The 23,198-nt window shown below is 51.7% G+C and carries 13 protein-coding genes; all 13 read right to left on the reverse strand.

Annotated elements, in window-relative coordinates:
* Positions 1-95: 95 nt before the first annotated feature.
* The 13 genes from ABV298_RS08015 to ABV298_RS08075 all read right to left on the reverse strand — a co-directional run bounded on the left by ABV298_RS08015 (position 96) and on the right by ABV298_RS08075 (position 23,181).
* Entirely contained in the window at positions 96-1,601 is a 1,506-nt protein-coding gene (locus ABV298_RS08015) for a capsule assembly Wzi family protein (protein ID WP_353721631.1), read from the reverse strand.
* Between the two features lie 138 nt (positions 1,602-1,739).
* A complete protein-coding gene (locus ABV298_RS08020; protein ID WP_353721632.1) occupies positions 1,740-4,109 on the reverse strand; it encodes an ABC transporter permease in 2,370 nt (789 codons plus the stop codon).
* 91 nt (positions 4,110-4,200) lie between these two features.
* Complete coding sequence (locus tag ABV298_RS08025) at positions 4,201-4,863, reverse strand: FtsX-like permease family protein (RefSeq protein ID WP_353721633.1); 663 nt, start codon at positions 4,861-4,863, stop codon at positions 4,201-4,203.
* Positions 4,827-6,569 carry an ABC transporter permease gene (locus ABV298_RS08030; RefSeq protein ID WP_353721634.1) on the reverse strand — a complete coding sequence of 581 codons (1,743 nt, stop codon included), beginning with the start codon at positions 6,567-6,569 and terminating at the stop codon, positions 4,827-4,829. The genes ABV298_RS08025 and ABV298_RS08030 overlap by 37 nt, the downstream gene beginning before the upstream one ends.
* Positions 6,570-6,684: 115 nt before the next feature.
* Positions 6,685-7,119 (reverse strand): hypothetical protein, encoded by a 435-nt coding sequence (locus ABV298_RS08035; RefSeq protein ID WP_353721635.1) that lies wholly within the window; start codon positions 7,117-7,119, stop codon positions 6,685-6,687.
* Entirely contained in the window at positions 7,106-8,311 is a 1,206-nt protein-coding gene (locus ABV298_RS08040; protein WP_353721636.1) for a serine hydrolase domain-containing protein, read from the reverse strand. The genes ABV298_RS08035 and ABV298_RS08040 overlap by 14 nt, the downstream gene beginning before the upstream one ends.
* Positions 8,312-8,413: 102 nt before the next feature.
* Positions 8,414-10,831, reverse strand: coding sequence for an ABC transporter permease (locus tag ABV298_RS08045; RefSeq protein ID WP_353721637.1), 2,418 nt, complete (start codon positions 10,829-10,831; stop codon positions 8,414-8,416).
* Positions 10,832-10,898: 67 nt separating this feature from the next.
* Entirely contained in the window at positions 10,899-13,298 is a 2,400-nt protein-coding gene (locus tag ABV298_RS08050) for an ABC transporter permease (protein ID WP_353721638.1), read from the reverse strand.
* 81 nt (positions 13,299-13,379) lie between these two features.
* The gene (locus tag ABV298_RS08055; protein ID WP_353721639.1) at positions 13,380-15,758 is read right to left on the reverse strand and encodes an ABC transporter permease; all 2,379 of its coding nucleotides are present in this window, start codon (positions 15,756-15,758) and stop codon (positions 13,380-13,382) included.
* Between the two features lie 114 nt (positions 15,759-15,872).
* Complete coding sequence (locus tag ABV298_RS08060; protein WP_353721640.1) at positions 15,873-18,254, reverse strand: ABC transporter permease; 2,382 nt, start codon at positions 18,252-18,254, stop codon at positions 15,873-15,875.
* Positions 18,255-18,256: 2 nt separating this feature from the next.
* Positions 18,257-18,745 (reverse strand): FtsX-like permease family protein, encoded by a 489-nt coding sequence (locus tag ABV298_RS08065; RefSeq protein WP_353721641.1) that lies wholly within the window; start codon positions 18,743-18,745, stop codon positions 18,257-18,259.
* A 26-nt stretch (positions 18,746-18,771) separates the two neighbouring features.
* Positions 18,772-20,685, reverse strand: coding sequence for an ABC transporter permease (locus tag ABV298_RS08070; protein ID WP_353721642.1), 1,914 nt, complete (start codon positions 20,683-20,685; stop codon positions 18,772-18,774).
* A gap of 78 nt (positions 20,686-20,763) precedes the next feature.
* Positions 20,764-23,181, reverse strand: a complete 2,418-nt coding sequence (locus ABV298_RS08075) for an ABC transporter permease (protein WP_353721643.1) — start codon at positions 23,179-23,181, stop codon at positions 20,764-20,766.
* Between the last annotated feature and the right edge of the window lie 17 nt (positions 23,182-23,198).

The following is a 23,198-nucleotide window of genomic DNA, read 5'->3' on the forward strand; positions in this document are numbered from 1 at the left end:
TAGAAACAATAATTGCCAGAAAACATAATTCCCTGACAATGACTGTATCTGCTAACCGGCAACAATTTTGTGCCAGCCAAACAACGGTTTAATACTCAGTGCTTTATTGAAGAAAAAGTCCTCCAAGCTGTCCGATTCCGAACAACCTTGTCCATCGTTGGACAATCTGGAAAATACCTCGCCCCGCCGTTTTTTACCAGCTCTTTCGCAGGCCAAGATATCCACCCGTTCTCCGCAGGAAAATATCGCCCCGATCGGTAGCTACGCGCACGATCATGCTTGTATTTTTCAAACGGCGCAGCATATATTCTGCTCCGAGCGCCGATGAAAACTGTCCTTTCGGGGGGGTCGAAATCCGCTCCGGGGGTACCGAAATTCCGGCTGTATGAAAGCCTCAGTGTAAGCGTCAGCGACCGTCCCATCGCTCCCTGGGCACCCAGGTACCACATATTCACACGGTTGTTGGGAAAATACCGGTGGTTCACCAGCTGCGACTGGTCCATATCTTTGCCCGGAATGATCAGCGGCGTCCCCACCGTCCGGCCCTGATACGACCATCCTTCCGAATACTGCGTGTGATTGAAATAGTTGTCCGCGCCCTGGTACTTGCTTCCGGGAATGTAGAACTCCGAACCCGACTGGTCTTTGGTAGAAAGGAATTCCACGGTCAGATGCGTAAGCGAAAAGCCATTTCCGGCATTTGAGGATAACATTTTGAGGTTTACCCCGTACAGCCCGTCGGGAATGTTCTTAAAGAGCATGCTGGATACGTCCTCGAAAGGATGCTGATGATAAACAAACAACCGGTAATGCCGGAATTGCGTTTCAAAGGCAACGTCGTAGCTCCCCAGGTGGTTACCGACCCGATAGCTATCAAACGCACCGTATCCGTTCTTTTCAAACCAGTTTTTGGAAGTGAACGCGAAAACGACGTTCGGATAAATGGACCACGACGATGGAAGTTCGCCATTCACGGCCAGTTCGGGGTGTTCTTTCAGGTAATCGGAATGCCCTGCCCACATTACATTGTGGTTCAGCCCGGCGTAGATTTTGCTTTTATTTTTCCCAAATCTCAGATAGAGAAATTTCTGATGCAGCCTCACACCCTGGATATAATCCGTATTAAACCATCCGTGCGCAAACCCCGCATGCACCGCCACAAAGTCCCCGGTGAACTTTAAAGGCGTAAAGCCAACCGTACCGATCTGCAATTTCGGGATTGGCAGCGAGTTGCCCGACACCGCATAAAAGCCCGAAGACAGCGTAGTATCCCCCAGCCCCATTACTTCCCTCCTTCGCCCAACCCACAGCTCCACGCGCTTATACCGCACGTTCACATGCGCTTCCGGCAACACAAATTTGAACCGGTTATCCTTATTGTACATGGCTATGGGGTTTATCCCCGCACGCCAGTCAAACTTCCGCGGTTGGCCGGCGAGGCTGTCGTAGAAAACATAGTTCCTCCGTACGGTTGCCTGCACTACACCGGCAGTGGAACGGTCGGGCACAGCGCCGAACTGATTAGTACTGAGCCAGAACGGCGTTTCGCTGTTTGACGATAAATAGGCCCCCGCCCCGGCACTCGCTTCCAGGTTGGACACGCCCTTGCTTTTCTGGGCAAAAAGTGGCCCGGACAGGATTGCAAAAATCGCGATAACACTGAAAGTAAAGGTTCTACACAAGTGATTCGGCTCGGTCAAGATTTCCCCCGCAAGATAAAAACGAGCGGGGGAATTTTGTTACTCCGCCCTCAAACTTCTCACAGGGTTAATAAGCGCGGCGCGGATCGCCTGGAAACTGACCGTCAACAAGGTAATCGCAAGGGCGCCCAGACCCGTACCGGCGAAAATCCACCAGGATAGCTCGGTGCGATAATAGTAATTTTGCAGCCAGCCGCTCATAAAATACCAGGCAATGGGCCCCGAAATGACACATGCGAGCATTACCAGCGCGATAAAATCGGTGGAAAGCAGCTGCCAGAGATTGGCAATGGATGCGCCGAGCACTTTTCTGATCCCAATCTCCTTCGTACGTTGTTCGGCGACGAAGGATGCAAGGCCGAACAAGCCCAGACAAGAAATGAATATCGCCAGGACCGTGAAGAAAAAAGCCAGTTTCCCGATCCGCTCTTCGTCGGCAAACTTCTCCGCAAACCGCTCGTCAACAAACTGATAGGTAAACGGACTGCCCGGATCATATTTGCGGAAAACCGCCGCTACTTTTTCCAGTGCGTCGCCCACCCCGACCGTGGGCGACAGCCTGATATTGATCACATTCGTATTGCGGTAATTGATCACAAAGAACGACGGGCTGTTCTGGTTGAACGGCGACTCCCGGACCATGTCCCTCACCACACCGATCACCCTGTATTCCTTTCCGCCCCAATTCAATACCGATTCCAGCGGCTTTTTCAGCCCCATCAGCTTCAATGCCGATTCGTTGATAATCATGGCCGTCGAATCCGTCGGATAGGCGCGTGAGAAATCCCGGCCCTGGATTACTTGCCAGCCTGCCGTTTCCCCATAATCATGCGAAATATGGTTGGACATCAGCAGCGGTACCGCGTCGGGGGCCTTGCCCGGCCACGAAAGATTGGTTACCCCGCCGGATTGCACCGTCATCGAGCCCGACGACTGCGAGTAACCACTCACCGCCCCGGTATTCATCAGGTCGTTTTTCAATGCATTATAATGCCCGTAAAGCGCCCGTGTGGTCATATCCACTTCAATCAGCCCCTGCCTGTCGTACCCCACCGGGCGGTTTTTGGCATGCTGTATTTGCCTGAAAACAACAACGGTACCTATGACCAGCGTTACCGAAACTGTAAATTGCATAACCACGAGCACTTTTCGAGGCAATGCGGCGAACCTGCCCGCCTTGAACGTTCCTTTCAGCACTTTGAGTGGTTGAAAAGAAGAAAGGTAAAGCGCGGGATAGCTACCGGCGATCATGGCCGTGAGCAGACTGAATGCGATCCCCGAGAGCCAGAATAACGGGCTGGTTAGCGGCAGGGTGATCTTCTTTTCGGCCAATTCGTTAAAAGCCGGCAACGAAAGTCCGGCCAGCAGCAACGACAGCGCAAACGCGACCATCACGACCAGCGCCGATTCGCTGAAAAACTGGCTCACCAGCTGTACCCGCACCGATCCGATTGCTTTCCGGATACCCACTTCCTTGGCCCGCTTCTCGGACCGTGCGGTGCTCAGGTTCATGAAATTGATACAGGCGAGAAGGAGCACGAAGACGCCAATAGTCCCGAAAAGCCATACGAACGAGATCAGCCCGCCGGTATTGACACCGTTTTCGAAATCGGAATACAGGTGCCAGCGGTCCATCGGATGAAGGAAAAACTCCGGTTTGTAGCCCGGCGGGTTCTCTCTTTTCATGCGCGAATCCCTTATTTTCGCCGATGCCGCCGCAAAATCGGCGCCTTCACGCAGCTGCACAAATACCTGGTAAGAATTCTCGTCCCAGGTTTTCTCCGCCCCCTGTACCGACGGGTTGGTCGCAACAAAAAGATCCCAGGGCGCAAGCACTTGTGTGTCTTTAAATGTGCTGTTATTGGGTATATCTTCAAACACGCCCATAACCTTCACATCACGGTTGCTGTTGAGCTTCACGACTTTGTCGACCGGGTCTGCATTCCCGAAAAGCGATCGGGCAAACGATTCGGAAAGCAGGACCGAATTCACATCGTTTAAATTATCGCTTCCGGCAACAATGCGGACAGACATCATTTTCGTGAACGACGGCTGCACGTACTGCCCCGGCTTGGAGAACATTTTGTCGCCGTTGGAAATAATAATGTCCCGGTATGCCGATTTGCTGATCGCTTCAAAATCGGCATATTTCTCTTTCATATCTGCGGCCAGTGGTAGCGGCACTACGTTATACGCCGATTTTTCAGGCCCGAACTGTACAAACTGCCACACCTGTCCGATGCGTCCGTGATTCCGGTGGTAATGGTCGAACGACAGCTCGTCATAGATCCAGAGCCCTATCAGCACCGCCACCGCCATGCCTACCGAAAGCCCGCCAATGTTAATAGCGGAATACCCCTTGCTTTTCAGCAGGTTCCTTAATGCGATTTTGAAATAGTTGCGTATCATGCTTTTTTAAAATAAGGAGAAAAGGGAGGAAGGAGAAAAGGGAGAAAGGAGCATTATCTTGTTCCTTTTCTACCTCCTCCTTTTCTCCCTCTTACTCAGATCTGAGACTCTTTACCGGGTTCATCAATGCCGCCTTGATACTCTGGAAACTGATCGTCGCGAGCGTCACTAGCACAGCGGCCACACCCGCGGCCAGGAACACGAACGGACTGATTTCGATACGATAATTGTAGTTGGCAAGCCATTTTTGGAGGAAATAATAAGCCAGAGGCGACGCAATTGCGCAGCTTATCAGTACCAGCAATACAAAATCCTGCGATAACAACAGCCAAAGCTGCGATACCGAAGCGCCCAGCACCTTACGCACGCCGATTTCCTTGGTCCGCCGTTCCGCCATAAAAGAAGCCAGTCCGAAAAGCCCGAGACAGCTGATCAGGATTGCCAGCACCGCGAAAATGGCGGCCAACCGACCGATCTGATTTTCGGTCCGGAACTTCCGGTTGTATTCGTCGTCCACAAACTGGTATTCGAACGGATAGGAAGGATTATATTTCTCGATTACCGGCTGGATCGCGGCAAGCGCCTTCCGGATATCGACTTCGTTTTTGAAACGGATAAGCCCCTGAAAAGTAAAATACGGCCGCATGAGCATCACGGCAGGCTGCACTTCGTCGTACGGGTTTTGCTGGATCACGTTTTTCGTGACCCCTATTACCGTCATATCCTCCTCGCCGAACCTGATATGGCTCCCCACCGGGTTCTTAAACCCATCAGCTTCACCGATGCCTCGTTGAGTACGATCGCGTTGCTGTCGGAAAGCACCCTTTCGGCAAAAAACCTGCCTTCTTTCAGTTTGAGGCCCGCTGTTTTAAAATATGAGGGATCGACCATCAATGCACTGAACAACGGATTGCTTTGCGGGTCTTTACCGGGCCAGGAAAACCCTTCCCATTGATTATAAACCCCCGTCATCGGGCTCGACGTTTTACTCACCGCTTCGACGTAGCCGGTGGCCATCAGCTCGGTTTTCATCGGCAGGAAATTCCTTTGTAAATCGCTGGAAAGGCTCAGCCAGATCAGCTTTTCGGGATTGTAGCCCATGGACCGGCTTTTGGCATGCTGTATTTGCTGAAACACGATCACCGTGCCGATGATCAACGCGATCGAGAATGTGAACTGGGTCACAACCAATATTTTCCGGGGCAAATTGGCTGCCCTGCCAACCTGAAACGTGCCTTTCAAAACTTTTACCGGCACGAATCCCGACAAATACAACGCCGGATAACTTCCTGCCAGCAATCCCGTAACTATGCACCCCGCAAAAGCTACGGCCATCAACGGAATATTGCTCCAATTAAGCTCGACATGCTCAAATCCGACATCTTTGAGATATGGCAATGCCAATTCTACGATCACCAGCGCGATTGCAAAGCCCAGCAATGCCGTCAGCATCGATTCTGTGAGGAACTGTGCGATGAGTTGCCGCCGCTCCGAGCCTACCGCCTTCCGTATTCCCACCTCCCGTGCCCGTTTCTCCGAGCGTGCGGTACTGAGGTTCATGAAGTTAATGCAGGCGATCAGCAGCACGAGTATTCCGATCACGGCAAAAAGCCGCACATATTCGATGGCCCCGCCTGTGTTCACCCAATCTTTAAATTCACCGAACAAATGCCATTTCGGCATAGGGTGCGCAAAAAGCAGGCTTTCATTTTTATCATTCATCTTCGTACGGACGAGGTTGGCGATGCGCGCCGAAAAAGCTTCGGGCGTAACGCCGTCGTTCAGCTGCACGTAGGTCTGGAGAAAATTGTTACCCCACTCATTCACTGCTCCGCGGACGAAGTCGGAAGTAGCGATATTCAGTTCATAGGGCATGAGGTAATCGAATTCAAATGACGAATTCCTGGGAATATCCTTTAATATCCCCGTTACCATCACTTCAAAGCGGTTATCTACCCTGATCACTTTACCAACCGGCTCCGCATCGCCGAACATCGCTTTGGCGAGCGACTCCGTCAGAACAATGGAATACGGATCTTTCAAGACTTGCTCCGCATTACCTTTGACGAGTGGGAATGTGAACATTTTCAGGAAATCGGGGTCGACATAATGGCCGGTCTTGCTCAGCTTTTGTTCACCGGCCACCAGGCTATGCTTGTCCCCCCAATCTACCCGCGTAACGTGCTTCACCTCCGAGAAATGCGCCCGCAACTCGGCCGCCAGGGGAAGCATAATGCCGCTTTGCGTGCCTTTATGATTGTTGAAATACGTGTGCTTCATAACCCGCACAAGGCTCACCCGGTTTTCATGAAAATCATCAAAGCTCCATTCATACCGCACCCAAAGGCCGATCAGCAGCGCCACGGCCATACCCATTGCCAGCCCCAGGATATTGATCGCTGAATACCCCTTGTTTTTGACGAGATTGCGGAAAGCAATTTTCAGATAGTTTTTTAGCATGGTTTAATTTTTTTAAAAGGAAGAAAGGGAGGAAGGTGAAAGGGGGAAGAAATTTCAAAGATTTCCCTTTCCTCCATCTTCCCTTTCCTCCCTACTCCCTACTCCTTCCTCCATATTACAACTTCGATAACATTTCCTTTGCTTCTTTATACAGTCCGTCCTTCGCGTCGACATATCCCTTATAGCGCACGAGCCGTTCAAGCGTAGCCTTCGCCTCCGTGGGATTTCGGGCCATTTGGTATTTTGCCACTTTCATCATCGCATTCAGCTTGTAGGACTGTTCCTTGAAATCGTCGCCTGTGGCTAATGCGTTGTAAAAAGCCATCGCCTTTTCCGTTTCGCCATTTTTTTCCAGGATCAACCCCGCGTAGAAGGATTTTACCGGATGTACCTTTCCTGCCTTCCCGAAGGGTATAACCATTTTTTCCCCAAAATTCAGCACGTCTTTGTCCTCCGATTCTGCGATGAATTCGTACGCGGCGGTAGCCTGCCACACGGAATGTTCGGGATACCTGCGGATCAGCATTTTGAGCAGGTCAAGGCTTTTCATCGTATTGGCGGGAACTGCTTTTCCCGAATACGACAAGCTCATGACCGCCCCGAACGCCTCGTGTACCAACACATCTGCAACATCCGGTGGCATCCGGGTTTTCAAACTTTCTTCGATGCGTATCAAATCTCCCCCCGAAATCAATGGTTCCGGGGGCATTCAACACGTAATTGCGTACAAACGAAGCCACAATCGGCGCGAACAGCGGGTTCCCGAAACCGAGTAGCGCTGCCGCGGAATGTGCATTGGCGGGCGACAGCAAAATGAGCGTAACGTTCCGTTGCGGCACGCGCAGCAGCAACGCCGAGCTGTTATCGCCATAGCCGTAGGACCAATGCAGGTCTACACCACCCACAGAATACGTAAACCAGCCCATTCCCTGCGGGCTGCCCGGGTAAAATGGCGTCGTAATCTTCCGGTACCGCCCGGCAGAAAGGATACTCTCCTTGCCTATCGCCGCCGAATAGCGTACCAAGTCCTGCACGCTGCTCATCATGCCGAAGCCCGGACCGCTCTGCATACCCGCCGGATTCACTGGCCGGGGAACATATTTGCCGGCCGCAGCATCGAAACTGTATTTTACAGCCACCCATTTTCTCAGGTCGCCATGCTCCTGCTCGGTAAAGCGGGTAAGTGTGTGCGTCATTCCGAGCGGAGTCAAAATACCCTTCTCGATCTCCATCGTAAACGGACGTGTCAATTCTTCGGTGGAATCTACCGGGTTAACCGCCGTAAATGCATTGAAAACAATGTTGAACTTGCTTCCATTATACACAAACGCCGACCCGACCGGCGTGCTTTCCGAAGTATGGCTGACAAGATGCGCCAACGTCGTCTGCGCATTCCAGCGCTCTTTCGTGAAATAACGGTTCGGGTACTTGTCGACGAGGTCGTTCAGTGAAAGTTTCCCGGCCTCCTCCAATTGCTGCAATGCAATGGATGTAAGCGATTTTGTGACAGAAGCTATTTCAAAGATATGATCCTTTGTAATCGCCACCTTGCCTGCCGAATCGGCATAACCCGCGCTTTTGAAAAAAACCAGCTTATCCCCCTCAGCCACGCCTAGCGCGTACGCGGGCAAGCCAAGCATGCGCGCATAACGCCCGACGTCTGCCTCAAACCCACCCCTTGCCTGTGACCACGATTTTTGAAAAGCACAGAAAAAAATCAGAAACGCTAGTATGTTGTTCATATCGGTTTGGGAAAGGAGGAAAGGGAGGGAGGAAGGAGAAAGGGGAAGAAGAAATTTTGAAATATTTTCCCTTTCCTCCATCCTCCCTACTCCCTTCTTCCCTCATTCACTCTTTAAAGATTTTACAGGGTCCGTCAATGCCGCTTTTATGCTCTGGAAACCGACTGTAAGCAATGCCAGGACAATGGCGAAAAGCCCCGTAGCCGGGAAAATCCACCATTGGATGCCTACCTGATAGGCGAATCCCTGTAACCACTGCCGCATCCCCACCCACGCGATGGGCGTGGCGATTACCAATGCAACGCACACCAGCCGGAGAAATTCGGCCGAGAGCATACCCGCAATGTTGCCTACCGACGCGCCAAGCACTTTTCTGACGCCTATTTCCTTCGTCCGCCGTTCGGCCGAGAAAGCAGCCAGCCCGAACAAGCCCAGGCAGGCAATCACAACGGCAATGCAGGTGAAATACACCACAATGCTACCCGTGCGCCGCTCTTTTTCATAATTCTTCTGAAAGTCCTGGTCAAGGAACGAATAGGAAAAAGGCATGTCGGGGTTCAGTCTCTTCCAGGCAGCTTCTACCGATGCCAATACGGCGGTATAGTCCCTGGTTTTTACACTGGCAATAAAATATTGGTACTTATCGGTAATGCTGGTAGTAAGCGCATAGGGTTTAATTCTCTCGTGCAGGCTGCGGAAGTTAAAATCCTTTACCACACCCACCACCTGCAAACTCCGTCGCTGACCGCCCAACTCGAAGAACACATTCTTACCAATCGCGGACGTGGTATTGTAGCCGAGAGCCCGAACGGCCGTCTCGTTGAGGATAATACTGCTGGAATCGCCGCCAAATGCCTTTGTGAAGGATCGCCCGGCGGCCATTTTCAGGCCCAATGTTTCTATATAGTCGTCGCCTACGGTCGCGAAATGAATGTCGACGGCATCATGGACAGTCTTGTTCTCCGCGTAAAAAAGCAAGTCTTCAATGTTTTCGATTCCCGGATATACCGATCCGCTGGTAGCGGTCCCGATACCTGGAATCCGCAGCACCTCGTTCCTGAATGCGTCGTAATTCGCCGCTGCCTTCTCGCTTCTAAACGGCACCACCAGTTTTTGTTCCTTGTCAAATCCCAGGTTTTGCTTCTGAAGAAAGGACAATTGCCTGCCGATCACGATCGCACCGAGAATCAGGACGATAGACACTGTGAACTGAAATACCACCAATCCCTTCCGGAGCAGTACAGCCGAGGGCACATTCACGAGCCGCCCTTTGAGAACGCTCACGGGTTTGAACGACGACAGATAAAAGGCCGGATAAAGCCCCGCAGCCAGCCCGGTAAAGAGCGTAATGCCGGCCATCCAGTACAGAAATGCCGGATGGGCGAACATATTCAGGTCTTTTCCGGTCAGGTTATTGAAATAGGGTAAAAGCAGTTGAACAACCAGCACCGCAATTGCCAGCGCCAGGAATGCCAGCATCATCGATTCGCCGAGGAATTGATAAACCAATGAATCCCTCACCGCCCCCATTACCTTCCTTACACCCACTTCCTTCGCCCGCTTTTCGGAGCGCGCGGTGCTGAGGTTCATGAAATTGATGCAGGCGATGAGCAACAGGAATACCGCGATTGAGCCAAAAATGTACAGGTACGTCATGCTTCCATTGGGCGCGATCTCGTTGCCGATGTTGGATTTCAGGTAAATATCGGTTACCGGTTGAATGAATAACCTTTTCGAAATGCCCATCGCTTTCAGGTCGGCTTCGCCGTGACGATTTAAAAACGGCGTCAGTTTGGATTCGAACGCAGCTGCGTCGGCGCCATTATGCAGCTTTACGTAGGTATGAAAAATGTTGTTCATCGCCCAGTTGTTCTGGCTCGCTACCCAACCGCCCATATCGCCATTTTGCATCGATAAAAAGAAGCGGGCGTCGATATGCGATTTCCTGCCGGTACGGTAAACGCCTGTGACAGTGTAGTCGAAATCCCCGAAAATAAGCCCGACCCGGATCACTTTACCAACCGGATCGGCATTCCCGAACAGTTTTTCGGCGACCGGCTCCGAAAGTACGAGGGTATTGGGCCGTTTGAGTGCTGTTTGTGCATTTCCATATTTGAAATCGTAGGTAAATACATCGAACAGCGTCGAATCGGCATAGTAGCCATTGGTTTCGTAAAACCGAATGGTTTCCCGGCCGCCGCGATTTTCGAGCAGCATACGGTCCACGCCGGAAAATTTCAGCACACGCGCCACCGATTCGACTTCCGGAAAATCGGTGGCGATGCCCGCAGCCACCGGCCCGGGAGTCCCCGCCCATTTTTCATTCCGGGCCTCCATGGCAATGCGGAAAAGCCGGTCGGCGGACCGGTGATGTTTATCAAAACTCAGCTCGTCGGAAATGTACAGCACGATAAGCAGGCAGGTAGCCAACCCAAGCCCCAGTCCGAAGACATTAATAGCCGTGTAACCCTTGTTATTCAACAGGTTGCGAAGGGCGATTTTAAGATAGTTTTTAAACATTGTTTTAATTTTTGAGAGAGGAAGGAGAAAGGAGGAAGAACTCCCTTTTCTCCTTCCTCCTTTCCCCCTACTCCATTCTTAACGATTTAACAGGATCCAGCAGCGCGGCCCGGATTGCCTGGTAGCTTACCGTTGCCAGGGTCACCAGCAGTGCGCTGCAGCCCGCTGCCGCGAAAATCCACCAGGGGATTTCGGTGCGGTACTCATATTTTTGGAGCCAATTGCTCAGGGTATACCAGGCAATGGGTGTGGATATCAGGGATGAAAGAACAACCAGTACCACAAACTCCCGGGAGAGCAACGCCCAAAGGTTGGCAACCGAAGCGCCCAACACTTTGCGTACTCCGATTTCTTTCGTCCGCTGCTCCGCCGTGAAGGATGCAAGCCCGAACAATCCGAGACAGCTGATAAAAATCGCCAGTGCTGCAAACACCGTCGCGAGTGTGGCAATGCGTTCTTCGGCCGCGAATTTCCGAGCATATTCCTGGTCCGTAAATTTGTAATCGAACGGTCCGCCGGGATTTACATCACGAAAAACCGCCGCCACTTTCGCCAGCGATTGCCTTAGCGGAAGGCCCGGTTTCAGTTTGATGCTGATGAAATTCGCCCATCCGTAGTTCACCATAAACAATGTCGGGCGTACCGGACTGAACGGCGAGCCCATCACCATGTCGCGGATTACGCCCACGACCTTGTAAGGATTGTCGCCCCATTTCACCGTTTGTCCTACGATGTCCGATGGTTGTTTAAAACCCATGTATTTCATCGCGGATTCATTCATGACCATACCCGACGAATCGGTTGAAAACTGGCGGGAGAAATCGCGCCCGCCGATGAATTGCCAGCCGACCGTTTTACCAAAATCGTGGGAGACGCCGATCGTACCGAAGTTGTCGTGAAAGTTGGGATCTTTGCCCGGCCAGCTGAAACCGCCGTTGTTCGAACCCAGGAACGTTGATGGCGACGAAGAAGTGGCCATTTCCTCGACCGCCCCGGTTTCCTGCAACGCCCCGCGAATCCTGTTATATTGATTATACAATTCCGGCGTATTGATTTCGACCGTTATCAGTCCGTTCCGATCGTAGCCAACCGGCCTGTCCTTGGCATGCTGGATCTGCTTGTAAACAATGGCCGTGCCGATAATCAGTGTCACCGATACCGTGAACTGCAACACCACCAGCACCTTGCGCGGCAAAGAGGCGAACCGGCCCGCGTTGAATGTTCCCTTCAAAACCTTCACCGGCTGAAACGATGACAGGTACAACGCCGGGTAACTGCCCGACAGGAGGCCGGTGAGGAGGCAGAATGCAAACCCCGCCAGCCAGAAAAAACCGTTGCCCCACGGAAACTCGATCCTTTTGTCGGCCAGTTGATTGAACGACGGCAATACCGATACCACGATCAGGATTGTGAAAATGAAAGCCAGAAAGACTACCATGAACGATTCACTGAAAAACTGGTTGACCAGTTGTCCTCTTACCGACCCGATCGCTTTGCGGATACCCACCTCTTTCGCGCGCTTTTCGGAGCGGGCGGTGCTGAGGTTCATAAAGTTGATCGACGCCAGCAACAACACGAACGCGCCAATGACCGCGAAAAGCCACACATACCTGATGCGCGCGTCCGCTTGCCCGCTATCGTCCCACGTGCCGTACAAATGCCATTTCGACATCGGCAGCAGATAGTTTTGGGGTTTCAGGAACCGCGCTTCCGGCGTGTGTTGTATCTTGATGTTTTTAATCCTTTCGGTAACGCCTTCGAATGTCGAGTTCGGGCGGATCTGTGTCAGCAGCTGCCACGAGTTGTTATTCCATTCCTCCTTATCCCGTGCCTGGCGTACCCAATCCTGCGTTGCTACATACAGGTCCCAAGGCGCCAGGAAGGTCAGTTCGCGGAATTCGGTATTGTAAGGCAGGTCCTCATAAACACCCGTCACCTTCATATCGAACCGGTTATCCAGTTTCACCACCTTGCCCATCGGATTTTCCTTGCCAAACAGCGCTTCTGCTACCGACTCCGCGATGATGATCGAATTGGGCTCTTTGAGCCCGTCGCGCGTGCCCCGCAGCATACGCAGCGTAAACAGGTGTGGCGCCTCCGCGCTCATATAAGCCCCATTTTTAGTAAACTTGTTATCCTTGTAAGCCAGGATATGCTCATCGGTCCATGACGACTGGATCACGTATTCGAAATCGTCCTTATGGTGTTCGCGGAGATATTGCCCCAGCGGATAGGATGTATGTTCGCCGCCATCATATGTTCTTCCCTCGAAAACGCCCCGCTCGACGACTTTGGCAATGCGGTCGTAATTCTCATGGTAGCGATTGAATGCGAATTCATCGTAAACCCAAAGGCCGATCAACATAGCCACGGCCATTCCCACAGCCAATCCGCCGATATTGATGGCAGAATAACCCTTGCTTTTGGCTAGGTTACGCAATGCGATTTTTAAGTAATTCCTGATCATAATGGTATCTTGTTTAAGGGAAGAAAGGGAGGGTGGAGAAGGGAGGAAGGGGAGAAAGCAATTCTATTCCCTTTCCTCCCTTTACTCCCTTTTCAAACTTATTACAGGATTCACCAGCGCCGCCTTCAGCGCCTGGTAACCTACCGTTGCGAGCGTGACGGACGCGAGACCGGCCGCGGCGAATAGAAAAATTCCCGCGTCGAGACTGATACGGAATGCGAAGTTGTCGAGCCATTTATACATTACCCAGCCAACAAGCGGAAAGGCGATCAGCAGGGCGATCAGCAGAAGTTTGACAAAGTCCACGGAAAGCATTACCACCACATTACCCACCGAAGCACCCATCACTTTGCGGATACCGATCTCTTTCTGCCGTCGCTGGGCCATAAATGCCGCCAATCCGAACAATCCGAGGCACGAAATAAGGATAGCAAGCCCAGCGAAATAGCGCGACAACACCCCTACCCGGCGCTCCGACGCGTACAACGCCTGGTAGTTTTCATCCAAAAATTGATAATCGAAAACCAGACCCTTATGCCGGTCCTGAAACAGCTTACGCAAACGGGCGATCGTCTGCTCCTCCGTCCCGTTCTGAATTTTCACCATCACATTGGGCATAACGGGGTACACCTGGAAGAAGCAGGGTTTCACCGGCTCATAGAGCGATTCAAAATTAAAGTCCTTCACCACACCCACGATCTGCCGCTCCATTCCCCAGAACTTCACCGTTTTTCCGACGGGGTCTTTCAGTCCCATACTTTTAATAGCCGACTCGTTGAATATGATTTCATTACGCGCATTCTGGTTTTGAGAAAAAAACCGGCCTTCGCGCAAGGTCATACCCACAGTTTCCATGAAATTGTAGCCCACTTCCAGGTTCGAAAACTCCATATCCGTCCCGACGGACTTACCCGGCCATTCGAAACCGGAGACTGCGCCGTGCTGGCCTGTCAGATTGTGGTAGTAGCTGGATGCATTCACCACGCCGGGAACATTTTTGACTTCTCCCAGAAACGCCTCTGCCGCTTTCAATTTCAGGGAGTCCATTTCAAGTGGTATTTCAAAATGGATAATGTGGTCGCGGTTATAGCCGAGGTTCCGGTTTTGTATAAACTGTATTTGCCGGTAAACGACGATCACCGAAACAATGAAAATCACCGACACCGCAAATTGGAATACCACCAATCCGCGGCGCACGAGCAGCTCGCCCGCCGTGTTTTTCAGCTTTCCCTTCAATACGGAAACCGGGTCAAAGCCCGAGAGGTATAATGCCGGATAGCTCCCCGCCAGCAAGCCGGTCAGGAGCGTTATAACAAACGCCGCCGAAATCAGCCCCGAATCGGGTGAAAGCGAGATCTGCTTGCCGGTAATGTTGTTGAACTCCGGTAACAAAAGGATCACTATGCCTACCGCCAGGAGCAACGACACAAAGGTGAGCATCAGCGACTCGCTCAGATGCTGCATGACGAGCGAGCTGCGCTGTGCGCCCACCACTTTTTTGATCCCCACTTCTTTCATGCGCCCCGACGCTTTGGCCGTAGCGAGATTCATGAAATTGATACAGGCAATCACGAGGATGAACACCGCGATCACGGAAAACAGCCTCACATAGGTAATGCGCCCGCCCGCCTGCACGCCATTCTCGAACCGCCCGTGCAGGTATTTGTCCGAATACCGGATGGCGAAAAGCTGCGTATTGTTGTCCTTGCTCTTTGTTTTTAGAAAATGCCGGATTTTCTCGTTAAAAAGCGCCGGATCTGCGCCGTTTTTGAGGATCACAAAAGTATGGGGATCGCTGTTGCCCCAGTTTTCCATTCCGGGCCGTCGCGCCTTGAACTGCTCGAAATTGAAGAGAATATCAAATTGGTTGGTCGCATTACGGGGGTTAGCCTTGAACACGCCACCCACGCGGTAAAGCCCGCTGAACTGCCCTTCGTCCCACTTGACGGTCTTTCCAACCACATTTTGCTGCGTGCTAAAAAGCTTTTCGGCCATCTCCTCGGACAGCGCCAGCGTATTCTTGTCGCCTACTACCGCGGCAGCGTCGCCTTGTGTGAACGGACAGGTAAACACATCGAAATAATCCTTGCTCACAAACTGGCCGCCCGCTTTCAATTTGGTTTCCCCGGCCGATACCATGCCCTTGTTCGAAAACCATTCTGCTGGAACCACCGTCGTCGCCAGCTCCACCTCGGGCATTTCCGCCTTCAATGCGTCGGCCAGCAACCCCGGAGTGTATTCTCCGGTTTTAATGCCATCCTCATGCGGCTGGTTGACCATGATCTGGAACAAATGCGCGTCTTTTGCGTTGTGCTTATCCACACGCAATTCATCCGTCACCCAAAGGTAGATAAGCAACGTACAAGCCAGCCCGGTAGAAAGCCCCAACAGGTTGAGCAGCGTAAACTGCCGGTCCTTAACCAGGCTACGCCACGCGATTTTTAGATAACTTCTGAGCATAGTTTTTATCGGTTATTTTATGAGAGGAAAGGAAGGAGGGAGAAAGAGGAAGAGGAGCACTACATATTTTCCCTTGTTCCCTTTCCTCCATTCTCCTTTCCTCCCTTTCCTCCTTCATTCCCTTTTCAAACTCTCAACAGGATTTACCAACGCGGCCTTAACGCTTTGGAAGCCAACCGTCAGCAACGCAATACCGGCTGCGAGAAAACCCGCCCAGGCGAAAATCCCCCAATGGATTTCGACGCGGAAGGCAAAATCCTGCAACCAGCGGTGCATGAAATACCAGGCAACCGGGCTCGCGATAACAACCGCTACGAGTACCAGTTTCAAAAAATCCATCGACAACATGGCAGTAATGCCCGCCACGGAGGCACCGAGTACTTTCCGCACACTTATCTCCTTGATCCGCTGTTCGATCGCAAAAATCGCCAACCCGAAAAGCCCGAGGCACGACAGGCACACCGACAGCAGTGCAAAAGTGGTCGTGAGGCGGGTCGCGAGTTCTTCGCGTTGATAGAACTTCGCGATTTCATCGTCATAAAAAGTGTATTCGAACACATTTTCAGGAAACTGTTTCTGCCATACCGCTTGTATCCGTTGGATAGTGGCCGCGTTTACCCGGCTAAGTTTGACACCCGCCCGGCGGTAGCGCGATTGGTCCGCGAAAACGATCGTCGGCTCGATGCCGGTGTAGAGGTCGCCGTTGTTAAAATCGGAAAGAACGCCCACGATGGTCCCGGTTTTGCCCGCATCGCCCACATGCAGCCGCCGGTTCAATGCAGCCTCGGGCGATTTCAGGCCCAGGGCTTTCACGAGTTTCCGGTTGATCAGCAATTCGTTCAATGTGTCGGAATGCGCCGGTTCCCTGCCCGCTACGAGTTTCAGGCCATAGGTTTTGACAAAATGCGCGTCCGCGGCTCTCGAACGTGCCACAAATTTCTCCCAGTCGCGATTTTCGAATTTGATCGACCCGCCTCCGCTGACCTGTACCGACGGTGCACTTCGGAAAAACGACATGTCGGACACCTCCGGTAATGCCGAGAGTTCATTCCGTAATGCGGTTAGTTTTCCGGGGTTGGTTTCAGGCAGGTTTAAATGCAGGATCAAATCCTTGTCCATTCCCAGGTCCTTGTTTTTCATGTATCGAGATTGCAGGATGATCAACGTCGATACCGCAATGAGGACAAACGAAATGCTGAATTGTGTCACCACTAGTCCCTTTCTGACCGAAAAAAAGCTGCGATTATTTTCTTTCAGCACTCCCTTAATGGCTTTCACCGGATTGAAGTTCGATACCACAAATGCCGGATAAACACCGGCCAGCATGATCACGAACAGCAGTAATGCACCGCAGAAACCAAGCAGCAACGGGTCCCTCGGAATGTTTAGCTTTATATTTAGATCGATCCATCGACTAAGCACCGGCGCGAAAAGCCAGGCGCCCAGCAGCGAAATACTCTCCGCGGCGACCGCCAGCAAGGCCGTTTCCTGTATAAAAAGCCAGAAAACCTGCGCCTGAGAAATACCCAGTACTTTCCTCACTCCCACTTCCTTGCTCCGTTTGAACGCCTGTGCCGTCGACAGGTTAATGAAATTGAAGCAGGCGATCAGCACGAGCAATATCCCGACCGTCGAGAGTACGATGACGGTATTGTACTTGATTTTACCACCGTAGGCCATATTGAAATGCACGTCGGCGAGGTCCTGCAAATGGTAATGGAAAACTTTGCCGTCGGGGCCGTAGTATTTACCGGCGAACACAGGCATTTGCGCCTCGAATGCCGCCTTGTCTTCCGGTGAACGAAGCGTTATGAAGGTCTCGCGGCCGCTGTCGATCCAGCCCCAATCCTCATAACCATACTTCGGAACGATCTTTTTCAATGTAGGCAACGAAATGAAAAGGTCCTTCCGGAAATCGGTCTGCTCGGGATAGTCGGCAACAACGCCCGCGATTACCAGGTTTTCGAGGTTGTCGGCGCGGATTACCTTACCTAATGCATTGCCATTCCCGAAATACTTGCGGGCATACCGCTCAGTAACTATTGCCTGATTAGGCGCTTTGAGCGCATTTGCATTACCGCTGATCCATTTATAGTCGAAAATTTTGAAGAAATCGGCATTGGTGAATACCACATGTTCTTTTTCGAGAAATTTTCGCGATTCCCCTTCTCGATCGGCACGGATCGTCGTCTCTTTATGTGCCAGATAGGCGGCGTCCTTTACATAGGCGAACTCTTTTTTCAACGTTTCATGCAAACGAAACGTCGAGCCGCGCTCATGCTCCACGGAGCCGTCTTCCAAGTGCAGATCAACCACCACGCGGTAGGTACGGTCGGCATTCCGATGGTACCTGTCTACCCCGAGATGATACTTCACGAGCTGAAAAATCACAATGGCTCCGGCCATACCAACAGCCAGTCCGATCAGGTTGATGGCGGTATAAACCCTGTGCCTGGCCAGGCTTCGAAGCGTGAATTTCAAATAGCTGCTGGTCATGTTTACTCTGTTTTCAAACTTTTCACCGGATCGCTGCACGCCGCTTTGATCGCCTGACAGCTCACGGTCGCGAGCGTGAGCACGAGTGCTCCCAATCCTGCCGCGGCGAATATCCACCAACTGATTTCCGTGCGGTACTGGTAGTTTTCAAGCCATTCGCTCATGGAATACCACGCGAGAGGGGCAGCTATGAGGCTGGCGACCGCCACCAGCGACACGAAATCTTTCGAAAGCATGCCCCATAATGCCGTTACCGACGCACCGAGTACTTTACGAATGCCGATTTCCCTGGTACGCTGCTCGGCGGTGAATGAAGCTAATCCGAACAATCCGAGACAACTAATGAGCACTGCCAATGCGGCGAAAAAGCCGGCCAGTTTTCCAATTCGCTCTTCTGCCCTGAACTTGGCGTCGTACTCTACGTCAGCGAACTTGTATTCGAATGGCGCGGCAGGTACCAGCTTCCTGAATACCTTTTCAATAGCAGGCAAAGCGTCTGCCGAGCTGACATTCGCGTTCAGTTTGATATTGATCCAGTTGGGAGAACCGAAGAGAAAAAAACGGTCGGTTTTACAGGCGCAAAAGGGGACTCCATTACCATATCTTTCACTACCCCCAGCACCGTGAATTGCTTTTGGATGTTATCGGTCATCCATTGGCTTTTCCAGGAAACGACCATCCCAACCGGGTCGGAGACGCCCAGCAAGCGTGCCGCCGATTCGTTGATGATAAAGCCCGACGTGTCGGAAGCAAAGTCCTTCGAAAAATTGCGGCCGCTTACAAATTCCCAGCCGACTGTTTTAGCGTATTCGGGCGAAACCGTCAGTGTGGCGAATGTCTCGGCAAGCCCTTCCGGCATTCCCTTCCAGCTGAAACCTTCGTTGGACGACCACACCCCGGTAATAGGGCTTTGCGATTCGGCGACTTCCTCCACTACACCGGTATTTTTCAATTCTGTGCGTATAATGTCGGTTTTACCATAAAAATCCGTCGTTTTCATAGGTATCATCAGCAAGCCGTCACGCGAGTAGCCGACGGGGCGCTCCCTCGCGAACCGGATTTGTTTGTAAACAATGCCGGTGCAAATGATCAATGTGACGGAAATTGTGAATTGCAGTATCACCAGTACCTGCCGGGGTGTATAACCAAAGCGCCCGAAATGTGTCCGCAATGAACCTCCGGAGCCTTTGAGCACTTTCACCGGCTGGAAAGACGTAAGGTAAATGGCAGGATAACTGCCCGCCAGTACAGACGTAACAAGCACGAAACCAGCGCTGCAAAACCAGAAATAGGCATTGGCCCAGGGAATAACCATTTGCTTTGCAGCCAGGTTATTGAACCACGGGAGCGACAATGCTACGCCCACCAACGCCACCACAAACGATAGTACCACCACGAGAAGCGATTCGCTGAAAAACTGCCCGACCAGTTGCATTCGCATGGAACCGATCGCCTTGCGCACGCCCACTTCCCTTGCACGCTTCTCCGAACGTGCCGTACTCAGGTTCACAAAATTGATGCAAGCCAGCAACAGCACAAAAAAGCCGATCAGACCTACCATCCAGACATATTTCACAGCCCCTTCTCCCGCAACGCCATTGCGGAAGTCGGAGTACAAATGCCAGTCCTTCATAGGATGTATCCACATTTCGGGACGTGTGCCGGCTTCTTCCCGCATATCGTCCATTTTCCGGATTACATTCAGTTCGGACAGACGGATAGCCCGGCTCGCAGTCTCAAAATCGGTATTATCAGCCAGTTCGGTAAAAATCCAGATCGCGTGATTATCCCATTTTTTATCCTTCATCCAGCGGTTTTTATTGAGAAAGTAATCCCACGAAGCCATGAATTGCACGTCGCTGAACCGGGTATTTTGTGGAAAATCCTCGTAAATACCCGTTACTTTCACATTTAAGTCGGTATCGATTTTCACGATCTTGTTCATCGGGTCGGCCTTCCCAAAAAGTGAACCGGCGGTCGACCGGGAGAGGACAATGCCCTGCTGGTCGTGCAGCGCCGCCCACGAGCCCTTCACCATGCAAACCGTGAACATTTCCAGCGCTTCCGGCTCGATAAAGTGACCTTTACAGGATAATTTCGTATCACCCGCGGTGAGAATATTTTCGCCTGTCTGGGTGGAAGCCACAATGCGTTTGAAGTTAGCGGCATAATGCGTTTTCAATTCTTCGACATACGGCACAGGCAGCGAGAACCACGTTTTCTTTTCCCCGTGCTCCACCCGGTTTTGCAATATCTGCCCTATCCGGCCGTAGTTTCCGAAATAGCGGTTGAACGAAAGTTCGTCATAAATCCACAGGCCGATCAGCATCGCCACACCCATTCCTATCGCCAATCCACCGATATTGATCGCCGAATACCCCTTGTTCTTCCAAAGGTTGCGGAATATGATTTTCAGATAGCTTTTGAGCATGATGTATTTTATTTGGGGAGAAAGAAGAAGAAGAGGCAGAAAGTCCAATCCCTTATTCCCCTTCCTCCCTTTCCTCCTTTATTCCCTCTTCAAACTAGTTACAGGGTTGACCAACGCCGCCTTGATACTCTGAAAACTAACCGTCAGCAAAGCCACACTCACAGCCAGCACACCCGCAACGAGGAATACCCACCATTCAATGCTGACCTTGTAGGCAAAATCCGACAGCCATGTGTTCATCCCATACCACGCCAGCGGCGAGGCTATGACGATGGCAATGCCCACCAGTTTGACAAAGTCTTTGGAAAGCAATGAGACGATACTCCATACCGAAGCACCCAGCACTTTGCGCACCCCTATTTCCTTAGTCCGCTGGATGGTGGTGAAAGCCGCCAGTCCAAACAGCCCCAGGCAGGCAATCACGACCGCAAGCCCGGCAAAAATCCCGAACAGCTTTCCTACCCGCTGCTCCGACTCGTACATATTGTTAAAACGCTCATTCAGAAACGAATAACCAAACGGATTATCCGTTGTTGCCTTCCAGGTCCTTTCCAGTGTTTTGAGCACACCCGGAATATCGTTCGTCTTAATTTTGACGGCCATTTGGTATTGGTCACCACCATAAAACATCACCAGCGGGGCAATACGCTCATGCATGGAGCGGAAGTGAAAGTCTTTGGTAACACCCACCACGGTATAAAACCGCTTGCTTTCGGGCGTACCGTTACCGACGGTTCTGATACGCTTTCCGATGGGATCTTTCCAGCCGAATTGCTTCATTGCCGCCTCGTTGATCAATACGGAAGCGCTGTCTCCGCCAAAGGTCTTCGAAAAGTTCCGGCCCCTAACCAAGCCGATCCCCAGCGTTTTCAGGTAATCTTCATCCACCTGGTAGGTCGTGAAGCGATATGGCGTAATGTTGTTATCCGCACTTTCGGGCAGAAAACCATCCGTGCCATTATTGGAATTTCCCGCAGGCACATAACCTGCCAGCGTCACGCTGCTCACTGCCGAGAGATTCCCCAGCTCCTCCTTGAAGGTCTTGGCCTTATCTCCCAGCAAATAGGTATCATGCAGGATCAGCACCTGTTCTTTATCAAAACCCAGATTCTTGTTCTGGATAAAACGGAGTTGCTGGTAGACGACCATCGTGCCGATAATCATCACAATGGAGACTACAAATTGAATGGTAACCAGCGTATTCCGCAGCCATCCGCTTTTTACGCCTGCCTGGATACTTCCTTTCAGCACAGCCACCGGCCTGAAGGCAGACAGGAAAAATGCCGGATAGCTGCCTGCCAGCAGCCCCACGATCAGGCATCCGGCCAGGGCGTAACCGATCATCCGCGCATTCAGAATGGATTGAAGATCGAACTGTTTGCCGGCCAGGTCGTTGAAACCGGGTAAAAGCAACGCCACCAGCACCAATGCTAGCAGAAGCGCGAAAAACGTCACCAAAACAGATTCGACCAGGAATTGCGCCATGAGTTGCTGCCGCACCGATCCCATTACTTTCCGGACGCCTACTTCTTTCGCCCGCCCGGCCGAACCCGCGGTCGACAGGTTCATAAAGTTGATGCACGCGATCAGAAGAATGAATGCCGCGATGGCCGTGAATATGTAGATGTATTTGATGTTACTATTGCCTTCCAGCTCATTTTCGAGGTTGGAAGTGAGGTGAATGTCGGTCAATGGCTGCAAACCGAAACCAAACTTGTCGCCTTTGCGCAGGTACTCGTCGTAACTCATGCCCAGGAACTCCTGGATTTCGGGGCCGATGTACTTCCGCACCATCTGCGGCATCTGAGTCGAAAGTTTTTCAACCGGATAGCCTTTACGCAAGAGAATATAGGTATGGGCACCGCTCGACAGCCATTTATCCCCCAATGTGACCGATTTCATCGATCCGAAGAAATTGTAATGGAAATGCGAATTGGAAGGCACATCCTCACAGACACCGGTCACACGGAACGCACCGCTATTGCCCATATCGAGGCTTTTCCCTATCGGATCCTGATTCCCGAAGTATTTCAATGCCATGGATCGGGTCAGAACGACTGTCTTCGGCTCTTTCAGCACACTGTTGGCATCGCCCTTCAAAAGGGGTATGGAAAAGAAATTGAAGAAGTTGGAGTCGGTGAAAATGACACGCTCTTCCAAAAAGCGCTTTTCGCCGTTTTTAACAAGAAATGTACCATTGCTGCTGAGTCTCGTATACGCCTCCACGCCCGGGTAATCGCGCAAGAGCGCGGGCCCTGCGGGAGCGGACGCACCCGCGATGTTGATATCGTTACCGCCAATCCGTCCATGCAATGTAACCCTTAATATACGGTCTGCATTTCGGTTGAAGCGGTCGTAACTCAGTTCGTGTTGCACAAAAAGGAGAATCAGCATGCAAGTCGCTAACCCTATTGCCAGTCCGAAGATATTAATGGAGGCGAAAGCCTTCTTATTCCAAAGGCTCCGGAGAGCGATTTTCAGATAACTGGATAGCATAACTGCGCGGGTTATGA

Source organism: Dyadobacter sp. 676, assembly GCF_040448675.1.
In the GTDB taxonomy this organism is placed as follows: Bacteria; Bacteroidota; Bacteroidia; order Cytophagales; family Spirosomataceae; genus Dyadobacter.